Annotated in this window: 15 protein-coding genes and 1 tRNA gene; 12 read left to right on the top strand and 4 right to left on the bottom strand. The window is 60.7% G+C overall.

Going from position 1 to position 19,657, the window contains the following annotated elements:
- The first annotated feature begins 96 nt into the window (after positions 1–96).
- The 11 genes from ACI77D_RS23725 (at position 97) to pqqE (ending at position 12,977) form a co-directional block, all read left to right on the top strand.
- Entirely contained in the window at positions 97–3,840 is a 3,744-nt protein-coding gene (locus ACI77D_RS23725) for an EAL domain-containing protein (protein ID WP_407017604.1), read from the top strand.
- A 15-nt stretch (positions 3,841–3,855) separates the two neighbouring features.
- Positions 3,856–3,932: transfer RNA gene (locus ACI77D_RS23720), tRNA-Ile, on the top strand.
- A gap of 133 nt (positions 3,933–4,065) precedes the next feature.
- A complete protein-coding gene (locus ACI77D_RS23715) occupies positions 4,066–4,512 on the top strand; it encodes an Lrp/AsnC family transcriptional regulator (protein ID WP_064454405.1) in 447 nt (148 codons plus the stop codon).
- Between the two features lie 167 nt (positions 4,513–4,679).
- On the top strand, positions 4,680–6,362 hold the full coding sequence (locus ACI77D_RS23710; RefSeq protein ID WP_407017616.1) for a flavin monoamine oxidase family protein: 1,683 nt from the start codon (positions 4,680–4,682) through the stop codon (positions 6,360–6,362).
- A gap of 10 nt (positions 6,363–6,372) precedes the next feature.
- A complete protein-coding gene (locus ACI77D_RS23705) occupies positions 6,373–7,167 on the top strand; it encodes a carbon-nitrogen hydrolase family protein (RefSeq protein ID WP_407017603.1) in 795 nt (264 codons plus the stop codon).
- 59 nt (positions 7,168–7,226) lie between these two features.
- On the top strand, positions 7,227–9,602 hold the full coding sequence (gene pqqF, locus ACI77D_RS23700; RefSeq protein WP_407017615.1) for a pyrroloquinoline quinone biosynthesis protein PqqF: 2,376 nt from the start codon (positions 7,227–7,229) through the stop codon (positions 9,600–9,602).
- A 158-nt stretch (positions 9,603–9,760) separates the two neighbouring features.
- Positions 9,761–9,835 (top strand): pyrroloquinoline quinone precursor peptide PqqA, encoded by a 75-nt coding sequence (gene pqqA, locus ACI77D_RS23695; RefSeq protein ID WP_003194766.1) that lies wholly within the window; start codon positions 9,761–9,763, stop codon positions 9,833–9,835.
- Between the two features lie 71 nt (positions 9,836–9,906).
- The gene (gene pqqB, locus ACI77D_RS23690; protein ID WP_064454408.1) at positions 9,907–10,818 is read left to right on the top strand and encodes a pyrroloquinoline quinone biosynthesis protein PqqB; all 912 of its coding nucleotides are present in this window, start codon (positions 9,907–9,909) and stop codon (positions 10,816–10,818) included.
- Positions 10,819–10,829: 11 nt separating this feature from the next.
- Entirely contained in the window at positions 10,830–11,582 is a 753-nt protein-coding gene (gene pqqC / locus ACI77D_RS23685; RefSeq protein ID WP_053258334.1) for a pyrroloquinoline-quinone synthase PqqC, read from the top strand.
- Complete coding sequence (pqqD, locus tag ACI77D_RS23680; protein WP_038843051.1) at positions 11,579–11,854, top strand: pyrroloquinoline quinone biosynthesis peptide chaperone PqqD; 276 nt, start codon at positions 11,579–11,581, stop codon at positions 11,852–11,854. The genes pqqC and pqqD overlap by 4 nt, the downstream gene beginning before the upstream one ends.
- Positions 11,847–12,977 carry a pyrroloquinoline quinone biosynthesis protein PqqE gene (pqqE, locus tag ACI77D_RS23675; RefSeq protein WP_153837586.1) on the top strand — a complete coding sequence of 377 codons (1,131 nt, stop codon included), beginning with the start codon at positions 11,847–11,849 and terminating at the stop codon, positions 12,975–12,977. Before pqqD ends, pqqE begins: the two co-directional genes overlap by 8 nt.
- Before the next feature lie 5 nt (positions 12,978–12,982).
- Here the strand turns inward: pqqE and ACI77D_RS23670 are convergent, their stop codons facing one another.
- Entirely contained in the window at positions 12,983–13,141 is a 159-nt protein-coding gene (locus tag ACI77D_RS23670; RefSeq protein WP_010207008.1) for a YqaE/Pmp3 family membrane protein, read from the bottom strand.
- A gap of 182 nt (positions 13,142–13,323) precedes the next feature.
- Positions 13,324–14,583 (bottom strand): aspartate aminotransferase family protein, encoded by a 1,260-nt coding sequence (locus ACI77D_RS23665; RefSeq protein WP_221295773.1) that lies wholly within the window; start codon positions 14,581–14,583, stop codon positions 13,324–13,326.
- A gap of 209 nt (positions 14,584–14,792) precedes the next feature.
- Here ACI77D_RS23665 and ACI77D_RS23660 point away from each other — a divergent pair, with 209 nt between their 5' ends.
- Complete coding sequence (locus ACI77D_RS23660) at positions 14,793–15,692, top strand: LysR family transcriptional regulator (protein WP_064454412.1); 900 nt, start codon at positions 14,793–14,795, stop codon at positions 15,690–15,692.
- Positions 15,693–15,918: 226 nt separating this feature from the next.
- On the opposite strand, the gene ACI77D_RS23655 is transcribed toward ACI77D_RS23660, so the two are convergent.
- Positions 15,919–17,697: an acyl-CoA dehydrogenase C-terminal domain-containing protein gene (locus tag ACI77D_RS23655; RefSeq protein ID WP_262666402.1), complete on the bottom strand. Its 1,779-nt coding sequence runs from the start codon at positions 17,695–17,697 to the stop codon at positions 15,919–15,921.
- A gap of 119 nt (positions 17,698–17,816) precedes the next feature.
- Positions 17,817–19,589, bottom strand: coding sequence for an acyl-CoA dehydrogenase C-terminal domain-containing protein (locus tag ACI77D_RS23650; RefSeq protein ID WP_407017602.1), 1,773 nt, complete (start codon positions 19,587–19,589; stop codon positions 17,817–17,819).
- Positions 19,590–19,657 lie beyond the last annotated feature (68 nt).

Below are 19,657 nucleotides of genomic sequence, written 5' to 3'. Positions count from 1 at the left end.
ACAGACTACTTTCTATAGATTTACTGCCCCGCAATACCCCTCTCCCGCAATGCCCGTCTACACTCGAACCATTCCCCGTGCCATAACGAGACCGTTATGCCCAGACTGCCGACCGTGATACTGCTGTCGCTGCTGACCTGGACCGCAACGGCTGGCGCGTTGACTCTTACTGATGAAGAGCGTGGCTGGCTGTCGGACCATCAGGAGCTGCGCCTGGGGGTGGATGCTTCCTGGCCACCCTTCGAATACCGTGACGAAAATGGCCGTTACCAAGGCCTGGCTGCTGACTATGTTCGCTTGATCCAGGACCGCCTGGGCGTGCGGATCAAACTGGTCGAGCCCGTAAACTGGACCGCCGTGCTTGAGCAGGCAAAAAATAACCAGCTCGACCTGCTGCCCGGCATCATGTCCACGCCGGAGCGCCAGAACTACCTGGCCTTCACACGCCCCTATCTGGATTTTCCCATCGTCATCCTCGCCCATGAGGGCGGCGCGCAACCGCGCAACCTCAAGGACCTGTATGGCCTGAAGATCGCGGTCGTGGAGAACTACGCGCCTCACGAATTGCTGCGCACCCACCATCCCGACCTCAACCTGGTGGCGATGCCCAATGTCAGCTCGGCCCTGCAAGCACTGGCCACTGACGAAGTGGATGCCGTGATTGGCGACCTGGCATCCAGCGTCTGGAGCCTGCGCCAGCTCAAACTGGATGGTTTGTACGTCAGCGGCGAGACGCCCTACCGCTATCAGTTGGCGATGGGTGTGCCGCGCGATCAGAAAATGCTGGTAGGCATTCTGGACAAAGTCCTCGCCGACCTCAGCTCAGACGAAACCGACGCGATCCAGCAGCACTGGGTCGGCAGCGTTACCGATCACCGCACCTTTTGGGTCGACTTGCTGAAATATGGCCTACCGGCGGTGCTGTTGTTGAGTACCGTGCTGGCCATCGTGATTCGGATCAATCGTCGACTCAGCTCGGAGATTGCCCGGCGGGTCGCCCTTGAGCAGGAACTGCGCAGCAGCGAGTATCACTATCGCGGCCTGGTAGAGAGCCTGTCGGCCATCGCCTGGGAAGCCAGCATCAGCGATTTCACCTACAGCTACGTATCACCCCATGCCGAAGAACTGCTGGGCTACCCCCGCGCCCATTGGCTGATTCCAGGCTTTTGGCGCAACATCATCCACCCCGCCGACCTGACGCGCGCTGAAGCCTATTGCTACCGGGAAACGCGCGCAAACCGCGACCACAGCATCGATTATCGGGTGATGACCGCCGACGGCCGCTGCTTGTGGGTGCGCGACATTGTCAGCCTCATCGAGCACGGGCACGAGCCGGTGCTACGCGGCTTGATGATCGATATCAGCGAAGCCAAGCGCACCGAAGAAGCCTTGCAGCTGTCCGAGCAAAAATTTGCCTCGGTGTTCCAGCAATGCCCGGACATCCTGGTGATTGCGCGGATGTCCGATGGCTGCCTGCTTGAAGTGAACAAAGCGTTCGAGGATCAGATTGGCCTTAGCGCCGAAGAAGTGGTCGGTAAAACCGCCACCGAACTGAATATCTGGGGCATCCAGGGCGTCGGCCCCGACCTGCTGCAACGGGTCCAAAGCAGCAGCGTGCGCAACCTGGAAATGCCTTTTCTGCGCAGCAATGGCCAAGCGTTTACCGGGCTGATCTCCGCGGAGCCGTTCCAGCTCGACACCACCGAGGCCCTGGTCGTGGTGGTGCGTGATATCACCCAGCTCAAGGAAACCCAACAACAGCTGCAAACCTCCGAAGAGAAATTCGCCAAAGCCTTCCACGCCTCACCGGATGGCTTGCTGCTGAGCCGCCAAAGCGATGGGTTACTGATTGAAGTGAACGAGGGTTTCAGCCGACTGACCGGGTTTACCAGCGCAACCTCACTTGACCAGTCAACCCTGGACCTGGGCATTTGGGTCGACCTCAACGAACGCAAACAACTGCTGGAACTGATGCAGCGCGACGGTTTTGTCCGCGATTTCGTCTGCCATATACGGCGCAGTGATGGGCAAATTCGCCTTTGCGAAGTGTCCAGCCGCCCGCTGCCCATTGCTGATGAAGATTGCATGCTGACCATCGCGCGGGACATCACCGAACGCCAATTCATGCAGGAAAAACTGCAACAGGCCGCCACCGTGTTCGAGAGCACGGCCGAAGGTGTATTGATCACCGACACCCGGCAGAACATCAGCGCCGTCAACCGCGCCTTCAGCGAAATCACAGGCTACAGCGAAGCCGAAGCCCTCGGCAGTACGCCGCGCCTGCTCGCCTCCGGCCTGCATGACAGCGCATTCTATGCGGCAATGTGGCACCAGTTGACCGCTTTGGGTCACTGGCAGGGCGAGATTTCCAACCGCCGCAAGAACGGCGAGCTGTACCCCAGTTGGCTGACCATCAGTGCCGTGCGTAACCGCGAGCAAGTGGTCACACACTTCGTCGCTGTGTTTGCCGACATCTCCAGCCTCAAGCATGCCCAGGCCCGCCTCGACTACCAGGCCCATCATGATCCGCTGACCGGACTGCCCAATCGCACCCTGTTTGAAAGCCGTTTGCAGGCGGCACTTAACGGCCAGCAGGAAAGCGGTCACCAGGGCGCCGTGTTGTTCCTCGACCTGGACCGCTTCAAACACATCAACGACAGCCTCGGCCACCCCGTTGGCGACCTGTTGCTCAAAGACATCGCGGTGCGCCTCAAGGAGCAACTGCGCGACGTCGATACCGTGGCGCGCCTGGGCGGCGACGAATTCATCATCCTGCTGCCCGGCCTGCAACAAGCCAGCGACGCCGAGCACCTGGCCAACAAGCTGCTCGCCTGCTTCACTCCACCGTTCCAGGCCGGCGAGCACGAGTTCTTTATCAGCGCCAGCATCGGCACCAGCCTGTACCCGCAGGACGGCACTGACGTCGCCACCCTGGTCAAAAACGCCGACGCCGCGATGTACCGCTCCAAGGCCAAGGGCCGCAACCGCGTTGAAAGCTACACCCGCGACCTCACCACTCAAGCCAAAGAGCGCGTGGCTCTGGAGCATGAACTGCGCCGCGCCATCGAGCGTGAAGAGCTGTTTTTGTACTACCAACCGAAGCTGAGCCTGGACACTCAGGAACTGATCGGCGCCGAAGCACTGATCCGCTGGCACCACCCGACCTTCGGCGACGTGCCACCCGAACACTTCATCGCCCTCGCCGAAGAGAACGGCACGATCCTGCAGATTGGCGATTGGGTACTGGAACAAGCCTGCCGGCAACTGCACGCCTGGCAAACCGCCTATGAGGGTTTCGGCCCACTGTCGGTCAACCTTGCTGGCGCGCAACTGCGTCATCCCGGCCTGTTAGCGCGCATCGAACAACTCTTGCGCGACTACCGCCTGGAGCCCGGCTGCCTGCAACTGGAAATCACCGAAAACTTCATCATGAGCCAGGCCGAAGAAGCGCTGGAGGTGCTGCACCAGCTCAAACAACTGGGCGTGCAACTGGCAATCGATGACTTCGGCACCGGCTATTCATCCCTCAGCTACCTCAAGCGCCTGCCGCTGGATTTCCTCAAGATCGACCAGTCTTTCGTACGCGGCCTGCCCGACGACCCCCACGACGCCGCCATCGTGCGCGCCATCATCGCCCTGGGCCACAGCATGCAATTCACCATCATCGCCGAAGGCGTGGAAAACCCCGCGCAACAGGCCTTCCTCGCGGCCGAAGGCTGTGAACAGATGCAAGGCTACATCGTCAGCCTACCGCTGCCGCCCGAGCTTTTTGCCGAAGCTTTTCTTCATATGAGGGTTTCAGACTTTTCGGATGGCACAGCGGGGAAACCGTCGTTATAATCCGCGACCTACTGAGGGCCTATAGCTCAGTTGGTTAGAGCAGGGGACTCATAATCCCTTGGTCGTAGGTTCGAGTCCTACTGGGCCCACCAAACAAGAAAGCCGCGCATTGCGCGGCTCTCGTGTATCTGGCGTAGAGGTTTTTGTCAGCTGTTCGCCTACCACCTCCACACCCACGCAAACCTGTAACATGGCGCCCCATTGCCGCCCGCACTGGAGCTCCCCTTGCCCGCCCTGGATGAAATCGATCGCCAACTGATCGCCGCCTTGCAGATTAACGCCCGCGAAAGCGTGGCCATGCTTGCACGGCAGTTGGGTATTGCGCGCACCACGGTGACGTCGCGCCTGGCACGCCTGGAGAAAACCCAGGTGATTACCGGGTATGGCGTGCGCCTCGGGCAGCGTGTGATCGATGGTGGTTTGCAGGCTTATGTCGGGATCACCGTACAAGCGCGTTCGGGCAAGGAAGTGTTGCGCCGGCTGAGCGCCATGGCACAGGTGCAGCAGCTGTGTGCGGTGAGTGGCGAATTCGATTACGTGGCCTGGCTGCGCACCGACTCGCCGGAGCAGCTGGATCAGTTGCTGGACCAGATTGGCAGCGTCGATGGCGTGGAGAAAACCACCACTTCGATCATCCTCAGTAACAAATTGGATCGTGGCCAACCAATCTGACTTACAACTTCGTCAGTTTGACTAAAAACAATCCAATCCGACGACACTTTGCGTCTTATTAACGAACGCAACGCTCCCTAAACTGGCTGCCATCTTTTCCTATACTCAACGGGCCGAATCCCGTCGAGTCGCCAGTAAGGTCAGCCATGAGCATTCCGTCCAGCACCATCAGCAAAACCAATCGCCACCCCGCCGACGGTAAAAAACCCATCACCATTTTTGGCCCGGACTTTCCGTTTGCCTTTGATGACTGGATTGAGCACCCGGCCGGTCTGGGTAGCATCCCGGCGGCCAACCATGGCGCCGAAGTGGCGATTGTCGGTGCCGGGATCGCGGGCCTCGTGGCCGCCTACGAGCTGATGAAGCTGGGCCTCAAGCCCGTGGTGTATGAAGCCTCGAAAATGGGCGGTCGCCTGCGGTCCCAGGCATTTGAAGGGGCCGAAGGCATCATCGCCGAGTTGGGTGGCATGCGTTTTCCGGTGTCGTCCACCGCGTTCTACCACTATGTAGACAAGCTGGGCCTGGAAACCAAACCCTTCCCCAACCCGCTGACGCCGGCCTCCGGCAGCACCGTGATCGACCTCGAAGGCCAGACTCACTACGCGCAAAAAATCTCCGACTTGCCGGTACTGTTCCAGGAAGTTGCGGATGCCTGGGCGGATGCGCTGGAAGCCGGTTCGCAGTTCGGTGATATCCAGCAGGCCATCCGCGACCGCGACGTGCCACGCCTCAAAGCGCTGTGGAATAAGCTGGTGCCGCTGTGGGACGACCGCACCTTCTATGACTTCGTCGCCACCTCCAAGGCCTTCGCCAAGCTGTCGTTCCATCACCGCGAAGTGTTCGGCCAGGTCGGTTTCGGCACCGGCGGCTGGGACTCGGACTTCCCCAACTCGATGCTCGAGATCTTCCGCGTGGTGATGACCAACTGCGACGACCATCAACACCTGGTGGTCGGCGGTGTGGCGCAAGTGCCCATGGGCATCTGGCGCCATGTGCCGGAGCGTTGTGCGCACTGGCCGGCCGGCACCAGCCTCAGTTCGTTGCATCGCGGCGCGCCACGGGCGGGTGTGAAACGCATTGCCCACGCCGCTGATGGCCGTTTCGCAGTCACCGACAACTACGGCGACACCCGCGAATACGCCGCCGTACTGACCACCTGCCAAAGCTGGCTGCTGACCACCCAGATCGAATGCGACGAAACCCTGTTCTCGCAAAAAATGTGGATGGCCCTGGACCGCACGCGCTACATGCAGTCGTCGAAAACCTTCGTGATGGTCGACCGCCCGTTCTGGAAAGACAAAGACCCGGAAACCGGCCGCGACCTGATGAGCATGACCCTCACCGATCGCCTGACCCGTGGCACTTACCTGTTCGACAACGGCGACGGCAAGCCTGGGGTTATCTGCCTGTCGTACTCGTGGATGAGCGACGCGCTGAAAATGCTGCCGCAGCCCATCGACAAGCGCGTGAAGCTGGCCCTCGACGCGCTGAAGAAGATTTACCCGAAAGTCGACATCAAGGCGCGCATCATCGGCGACCCGATCACCGTATCGTGGGAAGCCGACCCGCATTTCCTCGGGGCGTTCAAAGGTGCATTGCCCGGCCACTATCGCTATAACCAGCGGATGTATGCGCACTTCATGCAAAAGGACATGCCCGCCGAACAACGCGGGATTTTTATCGCCGGTGACGACGTGTCCTGGACGCCCGCCTGGGTGGAAGGCGCGGTGCAGACTTCGCTGAACGCGGTGTGGGGCATCATGACTCACTTCGGTGGCAGCACTCACTCGGAGAACCCGGGGCCGGGTGACGTATTTGATGAAATCGGACCGATCGCCCTGGCCGATTAAGGAGTTGAACATGCGCGTCGCCCTGTACCAATGCCCACCGCTGCCGTTGGATGTCGACGGTAACCTCAAGCGCCTGCACCAACTCGCGCATGAAGCGTCGGGTGCCGATGTGCTGGTGCTGCCGGAGATGTTCCTCAGCGGCTACAACATCGGTGCCGAAGCGGTTGGCGCGCTGGCCGAAGCCCAGGACGGGCCGTCAGCACAGACGATTGCCGACCTGGCGAAAAGCGCCGGGCTGGCGATCCTCTATGGCTACCCGGAGCGGGCCGAGGACGGGCAGATCTACAACGCCGTGCAGTTGATCGACGCCCACGGTCAGCGCCTGTGCAACTACCGCAAGACCCACCTGTTTGGCGACCTGGATCACTCGATGTTCAGCGCCGGGGAGGATGATTTCCCGCTGGTGGAATTGAACGGTTGGACGCTCGGTTTTCTGATCTGCTATGACCTGGAATTCCCGGAAAACACCCGTCGCCTGGCCCTCGCCGGGGCCGAACTGATCCTGGTGCCCACCGCCAACATGGTGCCGTTCGACTTCGTCGCCGACGTAACCGTGCGAGCGCGGGCCTTTGAAAACCAGTGTTATGTGGCCTATGCCAACTATTGCGGGCACGAGGACGAGATTCAATACTGCGGGCAAAGCAGCATTGCCGCGCCGAATGGTCAGCGAATCGCCCAGGCTGGCCTGGATGAAGCCTTGATCGTCGGGCATCTGGATCGCCAAGCGATCACTGACGCACGTACTGCCAACCACTACCTCCAGGATCGACGCCCCGAGCTATACGGCGCGCTGCACAAGCCCTGACCCAGCCGGTTTGTTGGCGGTTTGTTAACATGGGCACATCCTACGTTTCGGAAGTGCCCATGCCTGCGCCGGCCCACCCCCATCACCTGCACCTGACCCTGGCCAACGGCCTGCACGTTTCCTTGCGCCATGCGCCGCGTTTGAAGCGTTGCGCCGCGGTGTTACGCGTGGCCGCTGGCAGCCATGACGTGCCATTGGCCTGGCCGGGGCTGGCGCATTTTCTTGAGCATTTGTTGTTTCTCGGCACCCAACGGTTTCCGACAAACGAAGGGTTGATGGCCTACGTGCAGCGTCATGGCGGGCAGGTCAACGCCAGCACCCGCGAGCGCACCACGGACTTCTTCTTTGAGTTGCCGGTGGCGCCCTTTGCGGATGGCTTGGAGCGGCTGGCCGAGATGCTGGCCCATCCGCGCCTGGCGCTTGAAGACCAACTGCGTGAACGCGAAGTGCTGCAAGCGGAGTTTGTTGCCTGGTCTCAGGACGCCCAGGCGCAACAGCAAGTCGCGCTGCTGGAAGGTTTGGCAGCCGATCATCCTCTGCGAGGCTTTCATGCGGGCAATCGCGATAGCCTGCCGGTGGAGCGTGAGGCATTTCAACAGGCACTGCGAGAATTCCACTCCGGGTTCTATCGGACCGGGCAGATGACCTTGAGCCTCGCCGGCCCGCAGCCGCTGGAGGAACTGCACGCGTTGGCCCAACAGTTCAGCGAAACATTGGTTTCAGGGCCAGCGCGCCCACAGGCACCGCCGCCAGCGCTGATGCGAGGCCAGGCACGGCGTTTTCAACACACCGCCAACCACCACCTGCACCACGTCATTACCTGTGACGCCCCCCGTGAAGCACTGGATTTTCTCTGCACGTGGCTCAACGCCTCGGCACCGGGTGGGCTGCTGGCGGAACTGAAAGCACAAAAACTGGCCAGCGCTGTGCAGGCTTCCGTGCTCTATCACTTCGCCGGCCAGGCAGTGCTGGATATCGACTTTACCCTCGGCAATCAAGACAGTTCGGCTACCCGAATCGAAGCGCTGCTGCACGACTGGCTGAGCTTTTTCATACACAGCGACTGGTCTTCGTTACGCGAAGAATTCGCCCTGCGTGCGGCTCGCCAACAACAGGTCCAGGGCGCCCTTGCATTGGCTCGGCACGACAGCGCAGGCCTGTCGGACAACGACTGCGTAGCCCTGAAGGCGATGCTTGATGCTCTGCACCTGCCGCCCTCTGAACACACCTGGCAATTGCCACCCCACAACCCGTTCCTGCGCCCGCCCGTCAAAGAAGAACGCGCCGGGCTGATTCGCGGCCAGACCAGCGCACACCGTGGTTTGCGCACCTTTGCCCAGGACCGCTCCCGAGGCCGCCGAGAAGTGTCGGCGCTGGCATTCAGCCAGGCCTTGGCAGATGACACCGATGAAGGCGCGCTCTACCTGCAGTTGCGGTTTGATTGCGCCGTACCCGTCGGGCTGGAAAGCACATTGCAGCCGTTGCGTGAGCATGCCCATCAGGCTGGAATCGAGTTGTCTTTCGAAACCACTGGTAATGACTGGCAGGTGAAAATGGTCGGCCTTCACGAGCCCATGCCGGCAGTGGTTGAAGAACTGGCGCGTCGCCTTGGCTCAGCGGATGAACACCTGCCGCCACCCGCCCCAGCGCCGCTGATCGCTATTCGCGCATTGCTCAAGGCGTTGCCTGCTTGCTGCACCGGTGATCATTCGCGAGCATGCGAGACGCCCGCCCCATGGACTAACGCCCGGTGGCAAGGGCTGGGTTTCGGTTTACCCGCCGCGTGTGAAGCTGCGATCAAAATCGCGGCAGCGCGGTTGCCCGGGCAGCCGGCAAGCCTTGAGTACACGTCACCCACCCTCGACGGCCAGAAGCGATGGCACGAGGTAAACACCGACGCCAGCGAGGCCGCGTTGTTGCTGTTTTGCCCAACGCCGACGCGTGCCCTGGCAGACGAAGCGGCATGGCGACTGCTTGGGCATCTGCTGCAGGCTCCGTTTTACCAGCGCCTGCGCGTCGAACTGCAAATCGGCTACGCGGTATTCAGCGGTATCCGACAGGTCAACGGGCAAACCGGGCTGCTGTTTGGCGTGCAATCCCCCGGCGTTTCCCTGAGCGGGATCGTTGATCACCTGAAAACCTTCCTGGAACAGGTGTCGGCATTGGTCGACAGCCGCGGCGACTTTGACAACCAACGCTTGGCGCAGCAATTCACTGCCGATGAGTTGCCTGTCGCCCAAGCCGCCGAGCTGCTTTGGCATGCCCACCTGGCGGGCCACACGTCGGATTATCTGGGGCAACTTCAACACCTGATCCAAACCCTGACGCGCGAGGATTTGCAGCACGCCGTCCAGCAACTCAACGACGCTACAGGAGGCTGGCGCTGTGTGGCCAACGGGCCGCGTGTCACGGACGCCTGGCAACCGGCAGGCTGATCATTGCCAACCCTGCAACAGGCTTTTTCCGCCAAGACAGCGCTAACTTGAAAAGAATTGCGTAACATTAATGGGCAATATCTGAACATCTCCGATTGGAGGTGGACTATATGTATTACTCAGTAGTGAACGTCCCATCCCTTGGTAGGAGTATGAATATGACTTGGTCCAAACCTGCTTACACTGATCTGCGTATCGGTTTTGAAGTCACCATGTACTTCGCCAGCCGCTGATTGGCTGGGTAAGACAACGCCTCGGCTCGCCCGGGGCGTTTTTGTTTTGAGTTTTGCTTGATGGAGCGACCATGTTTGTCCAGATTCTAGGTTCCGCCGCCGGCGGTGGCTTCCCGCAGTGGAACTGCAACTGCGTGAACTGCGCAGGCTTTCGCGATGGCAGCCTGCGGGCCCAGGCGCGTACTCAGTCGTCCATCGCGATCTCTGACGATGGCGTTAACTGGGTGCTGTGCAATGCGTCGCCGGATATCCGCGCGCAACTGCAAGGCTTTGCACCGATGCAACCCGGCCGCGCCCTGCGCGATACCGGCATCAGCGCAATCATCTTGATGGACAGCCAGATCGACCACACCACCGGCCTGTTGAGCCTGCGCGAAGGCTGCCCGCACCAGGTGTGGTGCACCGACATGGTCCATGAAGACCTGAGCACCGGCTTCCCGCTGTTCACCATGCTCACGCACTGGAACGGCGGCCTGGCCTGGAACCGCATCGAACTGGACGCCAGCTTCACCATCCCGGCGTGCCCTAACCTGCGTTTCACCCCGCTGCCACTGCGCAGCGCCGCACCACCCTACTCGCCGCACCGCTTCGACCCGCACCCCGGCGATAACATCGGCCTGATCGTTGAAGACCTGCGCACCGGCGGCAAACTGTTCTACGCCCCGGGCCTGGGCAAGGTCGACGCGCCATTGCTGGAGATCATGGCGGGCAGCGATTGCCTGCTGGTGGACGGCACGATGTGGGATGACGATGAAATGCAGCGCCGTGGCGTTGGCACCCGCACCGGTCGCGAGATGGGCCACCTGGCGCAAAACGGCCCCGGCGGCATGCTGGAAGTGCTGGAGCAGTTGCCCAAGCAACGCAAAGTGCTGATTCACATCAACAACACTAACCCGATCCTCGATGAAGACTCCCCCGAAAGGGCCGAGCTGGTACGGCGTAATGTTGAAGTGGCTTACGACGGCATGAGCCTCGAATTGTAGGAGCAACCGAAATGACTGACACACCACTGACGCCCGCCGAGTTCGAGCACGCCTTACGGGCCAAGGGCGCCTTCTACCATATCCATCACCCGTACCACGTGGCGATGTATGAAGGCCGCGCCACCCGCGAGCAGATCCAGGGCTGGGTCGCCAACCGTTTTTACTATCAGGTGAACATCCCCTTGAAGGATGCCGCCATCCTGGCCAACTGCCCGGACCGCGAAATCCGCCGCGAGTGGATCCAGCGCCTGCTCGACCACGACGGCGCCCCTGGTGAAGATGGCGGCATCGAAGCCTGGCTGCGTTTGGGTCAGGCGGTCGGCCTCGACCCGGACCAGCTGCGCTCCCAGGAGCTGGTACTGCCCGGCGTGCGGTTTGCCGTGGACGCTTACGTTAACTTCGCCCGCCGCGCCAGCTGGCAAGAAGCCGCCAGCAGCTCACTGACCGAACTGTTCGCGCCGCAGATCCACCAGTCGCGCCTCGACAGCTGGCCGCAGCACTACCCGTGGATCGACCCTGCCGGTTATGAGTATTTCCGCACCCGCCTGGGCCAGGCCCGGCGCGACGTGGAGCACGGTTTGGCGATCACGCTGCAGCACTACACCACCCGCGAAGGCCAGGAGCGCATGCTGGAAATTCTCCAGTTCAAACTGGACATACTGTGGAGCATGCTGGATGCCATGAGCATGGCCTATGAACTGAACCGCCCGCCCTATCACAGCGTGACCGAGCAGCGGGTCTGGCATAAAGGGATCACCCTATGAGCTTTGATCGCAGCAAAACACCGACCTGGCGCCAGGGCTACCGCTACCAGTACGAGCCAGCGCAAAAAGGCCACGTGTTGCTCTACCCCGAAGGCATGATCAAGCTCAACGACAGCGCCGCGTTGATCGGTGGTTTGATCGACGGCGAGCGCGACGTAGCAGCGATCATCGCCGAGCTGGACAAACAATTCCCTGGCGTGCCTGAGCTCGGTAAAGACATCGAGGATTTCATGGAGGTCGCCCGTGCTGAGCACTGGATCACCCTTGCCTGAAAAACCACCGATTGGCCTGCCGCTGTGGCTGCTCGCCGAGCTGACTTACCGCTGCCCGCTGCAGTGCCCGTATTGCTCCAATCCACTGGATTTTGCCGAGCAAGGCAAGGAGCTGAGCACTGAGCAATGGATCAAGGTATTTCGCGAAGCCCGGGAGATGGGCGCTGCGCAATTGGGCTTCTCCGGCGGTGAACCGCTGGTGCGCCAGGACCTTGCCGAGCTGATCGCCGAGGCGCGTAAGCTGGGCTTCTACACCAACCTGATCACCTCCGGCATTGGCCTCACTGAGCAGAAGATCAGTGACTTCAAGAAAGCCGGCCTGGACCATATCCAGATCAGCTTCCAGGCCAGCGATGAACAGGTGAACAACTTGCTGGCAGGCTCGAAAAAAGCCTTCGCGCAAAAACTCGAAATGGCCCGCGCAGTGAAAGCGCATGGCTATCCGATGGTGCTGAACTTCGTCACCCATCGGCACAATATCGATAAAATCGACCGCATCATCGAGCTGTGCATCGCACTGGAAGCAGACTTCGTCGAGCTCGCCACCTGCCAGTTCTATGGCTGGGCGCAACTCAATCGTGTGGGGTTGCTGCCGACTAGAGAACAGCTGGTGCGCGCCGAACGTATCACCAACGAGTACCGCGCCAAGCTGGAGGCCGAAGGCCACCCGTGCAAGCTGATTTTCGTCACACCGGATTATTACGAGGAACGCCCGAAAGCCTGCATGAATGGCTGGGGCAGCATTTTCCTGACGGTAACGCCGGACGGCACTGCCCTGCCCTGCCACGGTGCCCGACAGATGCCGGTGCAATTTCCCAATGTGCGTGACCACAGCATGCAGCACATCTGGTACGACTCGTTTGGCTTCAACCGCTTTCGCGGCTACGACTGGATGCCCGAGCCTTGCCGTTCATGCGATGAAAAAGAAAAGGACTTTGGCGGCTGCCGTTGCCAGGCGTTCATGCTCACGGGCGACGCGAGCAATGCCGACCCGGTGTGCAGCAAGTCCGAGCAGCACGGCATCATCCTGCAAGCGCGGGAAGAGGCCGAACATGCCACCCAGACCATTGAGCAACTGGCCTTTCGCAATGAGCGCAACTCACGGCTCATCGCAAAAGGCTGACGGCTTTAGCGTTTGGCGATGATGTACACGGCGTGAATGATGCCCGGGAAATAACCGCACAGGGTCAGCAGGATGTTCAGCCAGAATGCGCCGGCGAAACCCACTTGCAGGAACACACCCAGTGGCGGCAGCAGAATGGCGATGATGATACGAATGATGTCCATGGGTCAGCTCCAAAAAGTCGGCTCGTGTGAGCCGTGTAGCTAATCGACCTTGGCCGTTCGTGAGGGTTCAGTGGAATCTGGCACTGGGCCATCCTGAAGTGAGCAGGCAAAAAAACGCCCCCAGCCAAAAGAATCAGGCTGGAGGCGCCGCGTATGCCGCGAGACGGTTCTGGAAAATGGGGTTAAACGGCGATGCCCTTGCGGCATTGCAGTTGCGCGGTGCGCACGCGCGCGAAGGCGCGGGCCAGGCGCAGGAGCATTTCGTCGATGTTGCTTTTGCTGACCGTGAGGGCCGGAGTAAAGCGCAGGCAGTCAGGTTGCGGGGCATTAAGGATCAGGCCTTCGTGCAAAGCGGCTTTTACCACGGCATCAGCGCAATCATCCGATAACGTCAGGCCCCACATCAGGCCATGGCCGCGTAATTGGCCGTGGTCGTATCGATAGGCCAACCGGGCGAGGCCTTCGCCGAGGTAAAGGCCGGATTCACGGACGTGTTGGAGAAAGCCGTTCGCCAATACCGTATCGAGTACCGCCACCCCGGCCGCGGCCATCAACGCATTGCCGTGATGGGTGCCTGCCAACTCGCCCGCTTCGAAGCAACACGCCTTGCCACGCGCCAGCAGTGCTGCCAACGGCACGCCGCCGCCCAGGCCTTTGCCCAGGGTCACGATGTCGGCGCGCACGCCGTACTGTTGTTCGGCAAGCAAGGTGCCGCAACGCCCAATACCGGTTTGCACCTCGTCGAGGATCAGCAGGATTCCCAGCTCGCGGCACAGGCGTTCAACACCCTTGAGGTAGTGTTCGGTGGCAGGGATTACACCGGCTTCGCTCTGGATCGGCTCCAGCATGATGGCGACAGTCTGCGCATCCACCGCCGCATGCAGGGCGGGCAAGTCGTTAAAGGGCACATGGCTGAAGCCCGGCAACAGCGGTTCAAAACGGCTTGCGCCAGCGCCGGCCGAGGCCGCCATCGCCGCAAAACTGCGGCCATGGCAACCCGTGCTGGCGCTGATGATGCGATAAGCGCCGCCGCGATGCAGTTGCCCCCATTTGCGCGCCAGCTTGATCGCGGCTTCGCAGGCTTCCGCACCACTGTTGAGCAGGTAACCCTGATCGCTGCCGGTGTGCTGGCACAGCCGGTCGACGAGGTTCAATTGGGCGCGGTTGTGCAGGCCGCTACCTGGGTTGATCAGCGCTTGAGACTGATCGGCCAGGGCGTTGATCAATACCTGTGGGCTGTGGCCGAGGCTGTTGGCGGCGCTGCCCTGGCTGAAATCCAGATAGGCTCGGTCTTCGCTGTCCCAGAGCCAGGAGCCCTGGCCGCGCACGAAGACCTGCGCAGGCCTGGCCACCGTCGGCATCAGGGATTCACTGGGCAATTCATGCGGCGCGTCCAGGATCAAATCGTCCAGGCTCGGCGCAGGGCGACGAAACAGATTCACAGCTCACCCTCCATGGCAACCCGACCTTGGTCGGCGTCCCGTGCAGACACTGCCTGAAGGTTTTTTGCCTTGCCTATGTAAACGCTATCAAGATAAACGTTATTCATTGCCCGATCCGGCCCTGTAAGCCCTGCGAATAGGCGCTAGACTAGGCGTCTCAGGGGCCAGCGGCCATTTCGATTTTCCAGCTTTTTCGATAAGTAAGTCTTATGGATTTCAAGCAACTGCGTTATTTCGTCGCGGTGTATGAGGAAGGCCACGTGGGCCGTGCCGCGGAGCGACTTTCGATCTCTCAGCCGGCGCTGTCGCAACAGATTCGCCAACTGGAGCAGAACCTGGATGTGAGCCTGTTCGAGCGCAGCAGCAAGCGCCTGTTACCCACGCTGGCTGCGCATACGTTGTACAACCACGCGTTGCCTTTGATTGATGGCATGCAGCAGGCCGTCGAAGCCCTGCGCAACTTCAAGGGCCAGGCGATGCGCACCTTGGCCATTGGCGTACTGCAAACCGTGCACACCAGCCTGGTCCCGCAAATGCTGGAGCGCGTGCGCAAGGCCCAGCCGCATTTGGTGGTACAGATTTACGAATTGACCGGGCTGGAGATCGAACGCCGGTTGCTTAACGGCTCGCTGGACATCGGCATCAGCTACTTGCCGCCGCGCCAGCCAGGGCTGCATGGCGTGCTGTTGTATGAAGATGAGTTGAAGGTGGTCATCCCCGAAGACCATCCTCTGCGGGCATTCAAAAAAGTCTCGCTGAAACAGGCGGCCGAGTTGCCGATGTTGCTGCTGGGGGAAGAGTTTCAGGTGCGACAGATCTGGCAAGGCCAGCTGTCCAACCTCGGGCGGCGACCGCAGGTGCAAGCGGAATTGAATACCATGGTGGGGATTCTCGACAGCCTGCCCCATACCAAACTTGCCACCGTATTGCCGGGGCGCTCCCAGGATGAACACAACAGCAAAGCACTGCTGTGGAAACCCTTGAGTGAACCGAGGGTGCCGCTCAAAGTGGGGTTGGTGTGCCGCGACGTACAGCGCCAGCAAGCGACCGTGGCGTTGTTGCGCACGTTGCTGGAGGACGTGATGAATGCCCCTCAGGCGTCGGCCTGACTTTTTCGCGGGCAAAAGAAAACCCCGCCGAAGCGGGGCTTTGCAGACTGTTTCCCTGACATCCATTTCACTCCGCCGTCCTGGCAGAATCCTACGTGTCCGTGTTGTTGCTTTGCGCTTCCTGCGCGACGTCCATGTGAAGTAGATTATCCGTGGATCCAATTTGGCGATAGAGGACGAATAGCAGCACGTCATGTAAGAGAATGCTTACACGCCCTCCAAGCCCTTAAAACAGTGCTTCATCCAGCAAAAACAGTGATTCACTGCCGGCTTTTACCGACGCACTCAGCGAATGAATACGTGGCAGCAGGCGGGCGAAGTAGAAGCGTGCGGTGCCCAGCTTGCTGGCGTAGAAGTCTTCTTCAGACTCCTTGCCCCACGCCGCCTTGGCCATGCGCGCCCACATGTAGGCGTAAGCCATGTAGCCAAAGGCGTGCAAGTACTCCACCGAAGCCGCGCCGATTTCATTCGGGTTGGCCTTGGCGCGGTCCAGCACCCAGGCAGTCAATTCATCCAGGTTATCCACTGCCGCGCTGAGCGGACGGGTGAATTCGCCCAACTCGGGGCCAGCCGTGGTGATGAACTGACGGATTTCGTCGGCGAACAGGGTATAAAACGCACCGCCACTGCCGACAATCTTGCGGCCCATCAAGTCCAGCGCCTGGATGCCGTTGGTGCCTTCGTAGATCTGGGTGATGCGTACGTCCCGCACCAGTTGCTCCTGGCCCCACTCGCGAATGTAGCCGTGGCCACCAAACACTTGCTGGCCGAGCACGGTCGTTTCCAGGCCCAAGTCGCTGAGGAAGGCCTTGGCGACTGGCGTCAGCAACGCCACCAGGTTGTCGGCGCGCTCGCGGGCGGCGGCATCTTCGCTGAACTTGGCGATGTCCAACTGTGTGGCCACATAGGTGGAGAACGCACGACCGCCTTCGTTCGAAGCCTTCATGGTCAGCAGCATACGGCGCACGTCCGGGTGCACGATGATCGGATCAGCCACCTTATCCTTGGCCTTGGCGCCGGTCGGCGAACGGCTTTGCAGGCGGTCGCGCGCATATTCAATCGCGTTCTGGTAGGAACGTTCGCCGGACGCCAAGCCTTGGATACCCACCCCCAAACGCTCGTAGTTCATCATGGTGAACATCGCCGCCAACCCACGGTTGGGCTCACCCACCAGGTAACCCACCGCTTCGTCGAAGTTCATCACGCAGGTGGCGGACGCCTGAATACCCATTTTGTGTTCGATGGAGCCGCAGGTTACCGGGTTCCGCGCGCCCAGGCTGCCGTCGGCATTGACCATGAACTTCGGCACCAGGAACAGCGAGATACCCTTGGGGCCCGCCGGCGCATCCGGCAGCTTGGCCAACACCAGGTGGATAATATTTTCGGTAAGGTCGTGTTCGCCGCCGGTGATAAAGATCTTGGTGCCGCTGATCTTGTAGGAACCGTCCGTCTGAGGCTCAGCTTTGGTGCGGATCATCCCCAGGTCAGTCCCGGCATGCGCTTCCGTCAGGCACATGGAACCGGCCCACTCACCCGAGTACATCTTCGGCAGGTAGGTCGCCTTGAGCGCTTCGCTGGCGTGAGTGTTGATCGACACGCAGGCACCGGACGTCAGCATCGGGTACAGGCCAAACGCCAGGCTCGACGAGTTGATCATCTCTTCAACCTGGGCCGAGACGGCTTTGGGCATGCCCATACCGCCAAACACCGGATCACCGCCTACACCCACCCAGCCGCCTTCGGCGTAGGTTTTGTAAGCCGCAGGGAAACCCTCCGGCGTGCTGACCACGGTGTCGGCCCAGCGGCAGCCTTGCTCATCGCCGTTGCGGCTTAGCGGAGCGATGGATTTAGCGGTGACCTTGCCAGCTTCCTCAAGGATCGCCTCAACGGTTTCGGCATCCACGGTGTCTGCCAATGCCGGCAATTGGGCCCAAGTATTAGCGACCTCAAACACTTCGTTGAGGACGAAGCGCATATCACGCAGCGGCGCTTTGTAATCAGCCATGGCAAACCTCGTGAGAACATGAAAAGTGATTCGATAGGATCGGTTTTACAGACTCCGAGTGTACCCGAACAACTTTTCAGACACATAGGGTCCACTTGTGACTGATTGGTATTTTTTAGTCACGACAAGCCAAACGCCTCCGCCGGCAGACTCATCAAGCACTCACTGCCCGCCTCCACAGCAGCTCGGTGCGTTGCCGTGCGCGGCAGCAAGCGCTTGAAGTAGAAGTCGCACTTCGCCAGCTTGGCTTTGGCAAACTCGGTGTCGTCGAGTGCCTGGGCGGTGATCGCCATACGCAACCACAGGTAACCGAGGATGATGTAACCGCTGTACATCAAGTAATCCATCGCCGCCGCGCCCACTTCATCCGGATTTTTCATCGCCGCCATCCCCACCTTGACGGTCAACTCACCCCACTGCTGATTTAGTTGATTGAGCTGCTCCACATGGGCCTTGAGCTGCGGATGCTCGGCATTCGCCGCACAGAACTTATGCACGATCTTGGTAAACCCGCGCAGCAACTTGCCCTGGCTACCCAGCACCTTGCGCCCCAGCAGGTCGAGGGCCTGGATGCCGTTGGTGCCTTCATAGATCGACGCAATCCGGCAATCGCGCACCAACTGCTCCATGCCCCATTCGCGAATGTAGCCATGGCCGCCGAATACCTGCATGCCGTGGTTGGTCACTTCCAGCCCGGTTTCGGTCATAAAGGCTTTGCAGATCGGCGTGAGGAACGCCAGCAGGTCTTCAGCTTCCTGACGTTGCGTGGCGTCACTGCTCAGGTGCGCGGTGTCGAGAAGTTGCGCGGTGAAATACGTCAGCGCGCGGTTGCCCTCATTGAAGGCTTTCATGGTCAGCAACATGCGGCGCACATCGGCGTGCACGATGATCGGGTCGGCGGCTTTGTCCGGGGCTTTGGCGCCGGTCAGTGAACGCATTTGCAGGCGATCGTTGGCGTACTTGATCGCGCCCTGGAAGCTTGTCTCGCCATTACACAGGCCCTGCATGCCAGTGCCCAGGCGTGCGTGGTTCATCATGGTGAACATGCAGTTGAGGCCTTTGTTCGCCTCGCCGATCAGAAAGCCTTTGGCACCGTCGAAGTTCAGCACACACGTCGCCGAAGCCTTGATGCCCATCTTGTGCTCGATTGAGCCGCAGTGCACCGCGTTGCGCTCCCCCGAATCCGCGTGGAACTTGGGCACGATAAACAAGGAGATGCCCTTGGTGCCTGCCGGCGCATCCGGCAATTTGGCCAGTACCAGGTGGATGATGTTGGCGCTCAGGTCATGCTCACCGGCCGAGATGAAGATCTTGCTGCCGGTGACGGCGTAACTGCCGTCCGCCTGGGGCACGGCGCGGGTCTTGATCAGCCCCAGGTCGGTGCCGCAGTGGGCTTCGGTCAGGCACATGGTGCCGGTCCATTCACCGGCGGTGAGTTTGTTCAGGAAGGTGGCTTTCTGTTCCTCGGTGCCGTGGGCGTGGATCGCCGACATCGCACCGTGCGTGAGCCCCGGGTACATGCCCCAGGAGGTGTTGCTGGAGCCGATCATTTCGCTCAGCACCAGGCCCAACGAATGCGGCAAGCCCTGGCCGCCGTAGGCCGGGTCCGCCGCCACGCCGTGCCAGCCGCCTTCCACGTACTGGGCGAAGGCTTGCTTGAAGCCCTTGGGCGTGGTGACCACGCCATTATCGAAATGGCAGCCCTCTTCATCACCACTGCGATTGAGCGGGGCGAGCACGTTCTCGCAGAACTTGGCGCCTTCCTCGAGGATCGCACTGACCATGTCCGGGCTGGCGTCGGTAGCGCCCAAGGCAGCGTAATGGCCGTGGAAATCAAACACGTTGTCGATCAGAAAGCGCATGTCGCGCAGGGGAGCTTTGTACTCAGGCATGGCGATGTCTCCGGCAGCAGATGGTTTCAACCTACTGCCGGCCACGACCGCAAACAATCACTGTAGAA

It is taken from the genome of Pseudomonas sp. O39, from assembly GCF_045447295.1.
Lineage (GTDB): Bacteria > Pseudomonadota > Gammaproteobacteria > Pseudomonadales > Pseudomonadaceae > Aquipseudomonas > Aquipseudomonas antarctica_A.
Note: the sequence above shows the minus strand (reverse complement) of the source record. Positions and strands in the feature narration are given on the sequence as shown.

Coding starts and splice junctions, on each gene's coding strand:
- ACI77D_RS23705 (WP_407017603.1), top strand. CDS start 6,373: ATGCGCGTCGCCCTGTACCAATGCCCACCGCTGCCGTTGGATGTCGAC.
- ACI77D_RS23655 (WP_262666402.1), bottom strand. CDS start 17,697: ATGGCTGATTACAAAGCGCCGCTGCGTGATATGCGCTTCGTCCTCAAC.
- pqqB (WP_064454408.1), top strand. CDS start 9,907: ATGTTTGTCCAGATTCTAGGTTCCGCCGCCGGCGGTGGCTTCCCGCAG.
- ACI77D_RS23660 (WP_064454412.1), top strand. CDS start 14,793: ATGGATTTCAAGCAACTGCGTTATTTCGTCGCGGTGTATGAGGAAGGC.
- pqqC (WP_053258334.1), top strand. CDS start 10,830: ATGACTGACACACCACTGACGCCCGCCGAGTTCGAGCACGCCTTACGG.
- ACI77D_RS23670 (WP_010207008.1), bottom strand. CDS start 13,141: ATGGACATCATTCGTATCATCATCGCCATTCTGCTGCCGCCACTGGGT.
- ACI77D_RS23650 (WP_407017602.1), bottom strand. CDS start 19,589: ATGCCTGAGTACAAAGCTCCCCTGCGCGACATGCGCTTTCTGATCGAC.
- pqqF (WP_407017615.1), top strand. CDS start 7,227: ATGCCTGCGCCGGCCCACCCCCATCACCTGCACCTGACCCTGGCCAAC.
- pqqD (WP_038843051.1), top strand. CDS start 11,579: ATGAGCTTTGATCGCAGCAAAACACCGACCTGGCGCCAGGGCTACCGC.
- ACI77D_RS23725 (WP_407017604.1), top strand. CDS start 97: ATGCCCAGACTGCCGACCGTGATACTGCTGTCGCTGCTGACCTGGACC.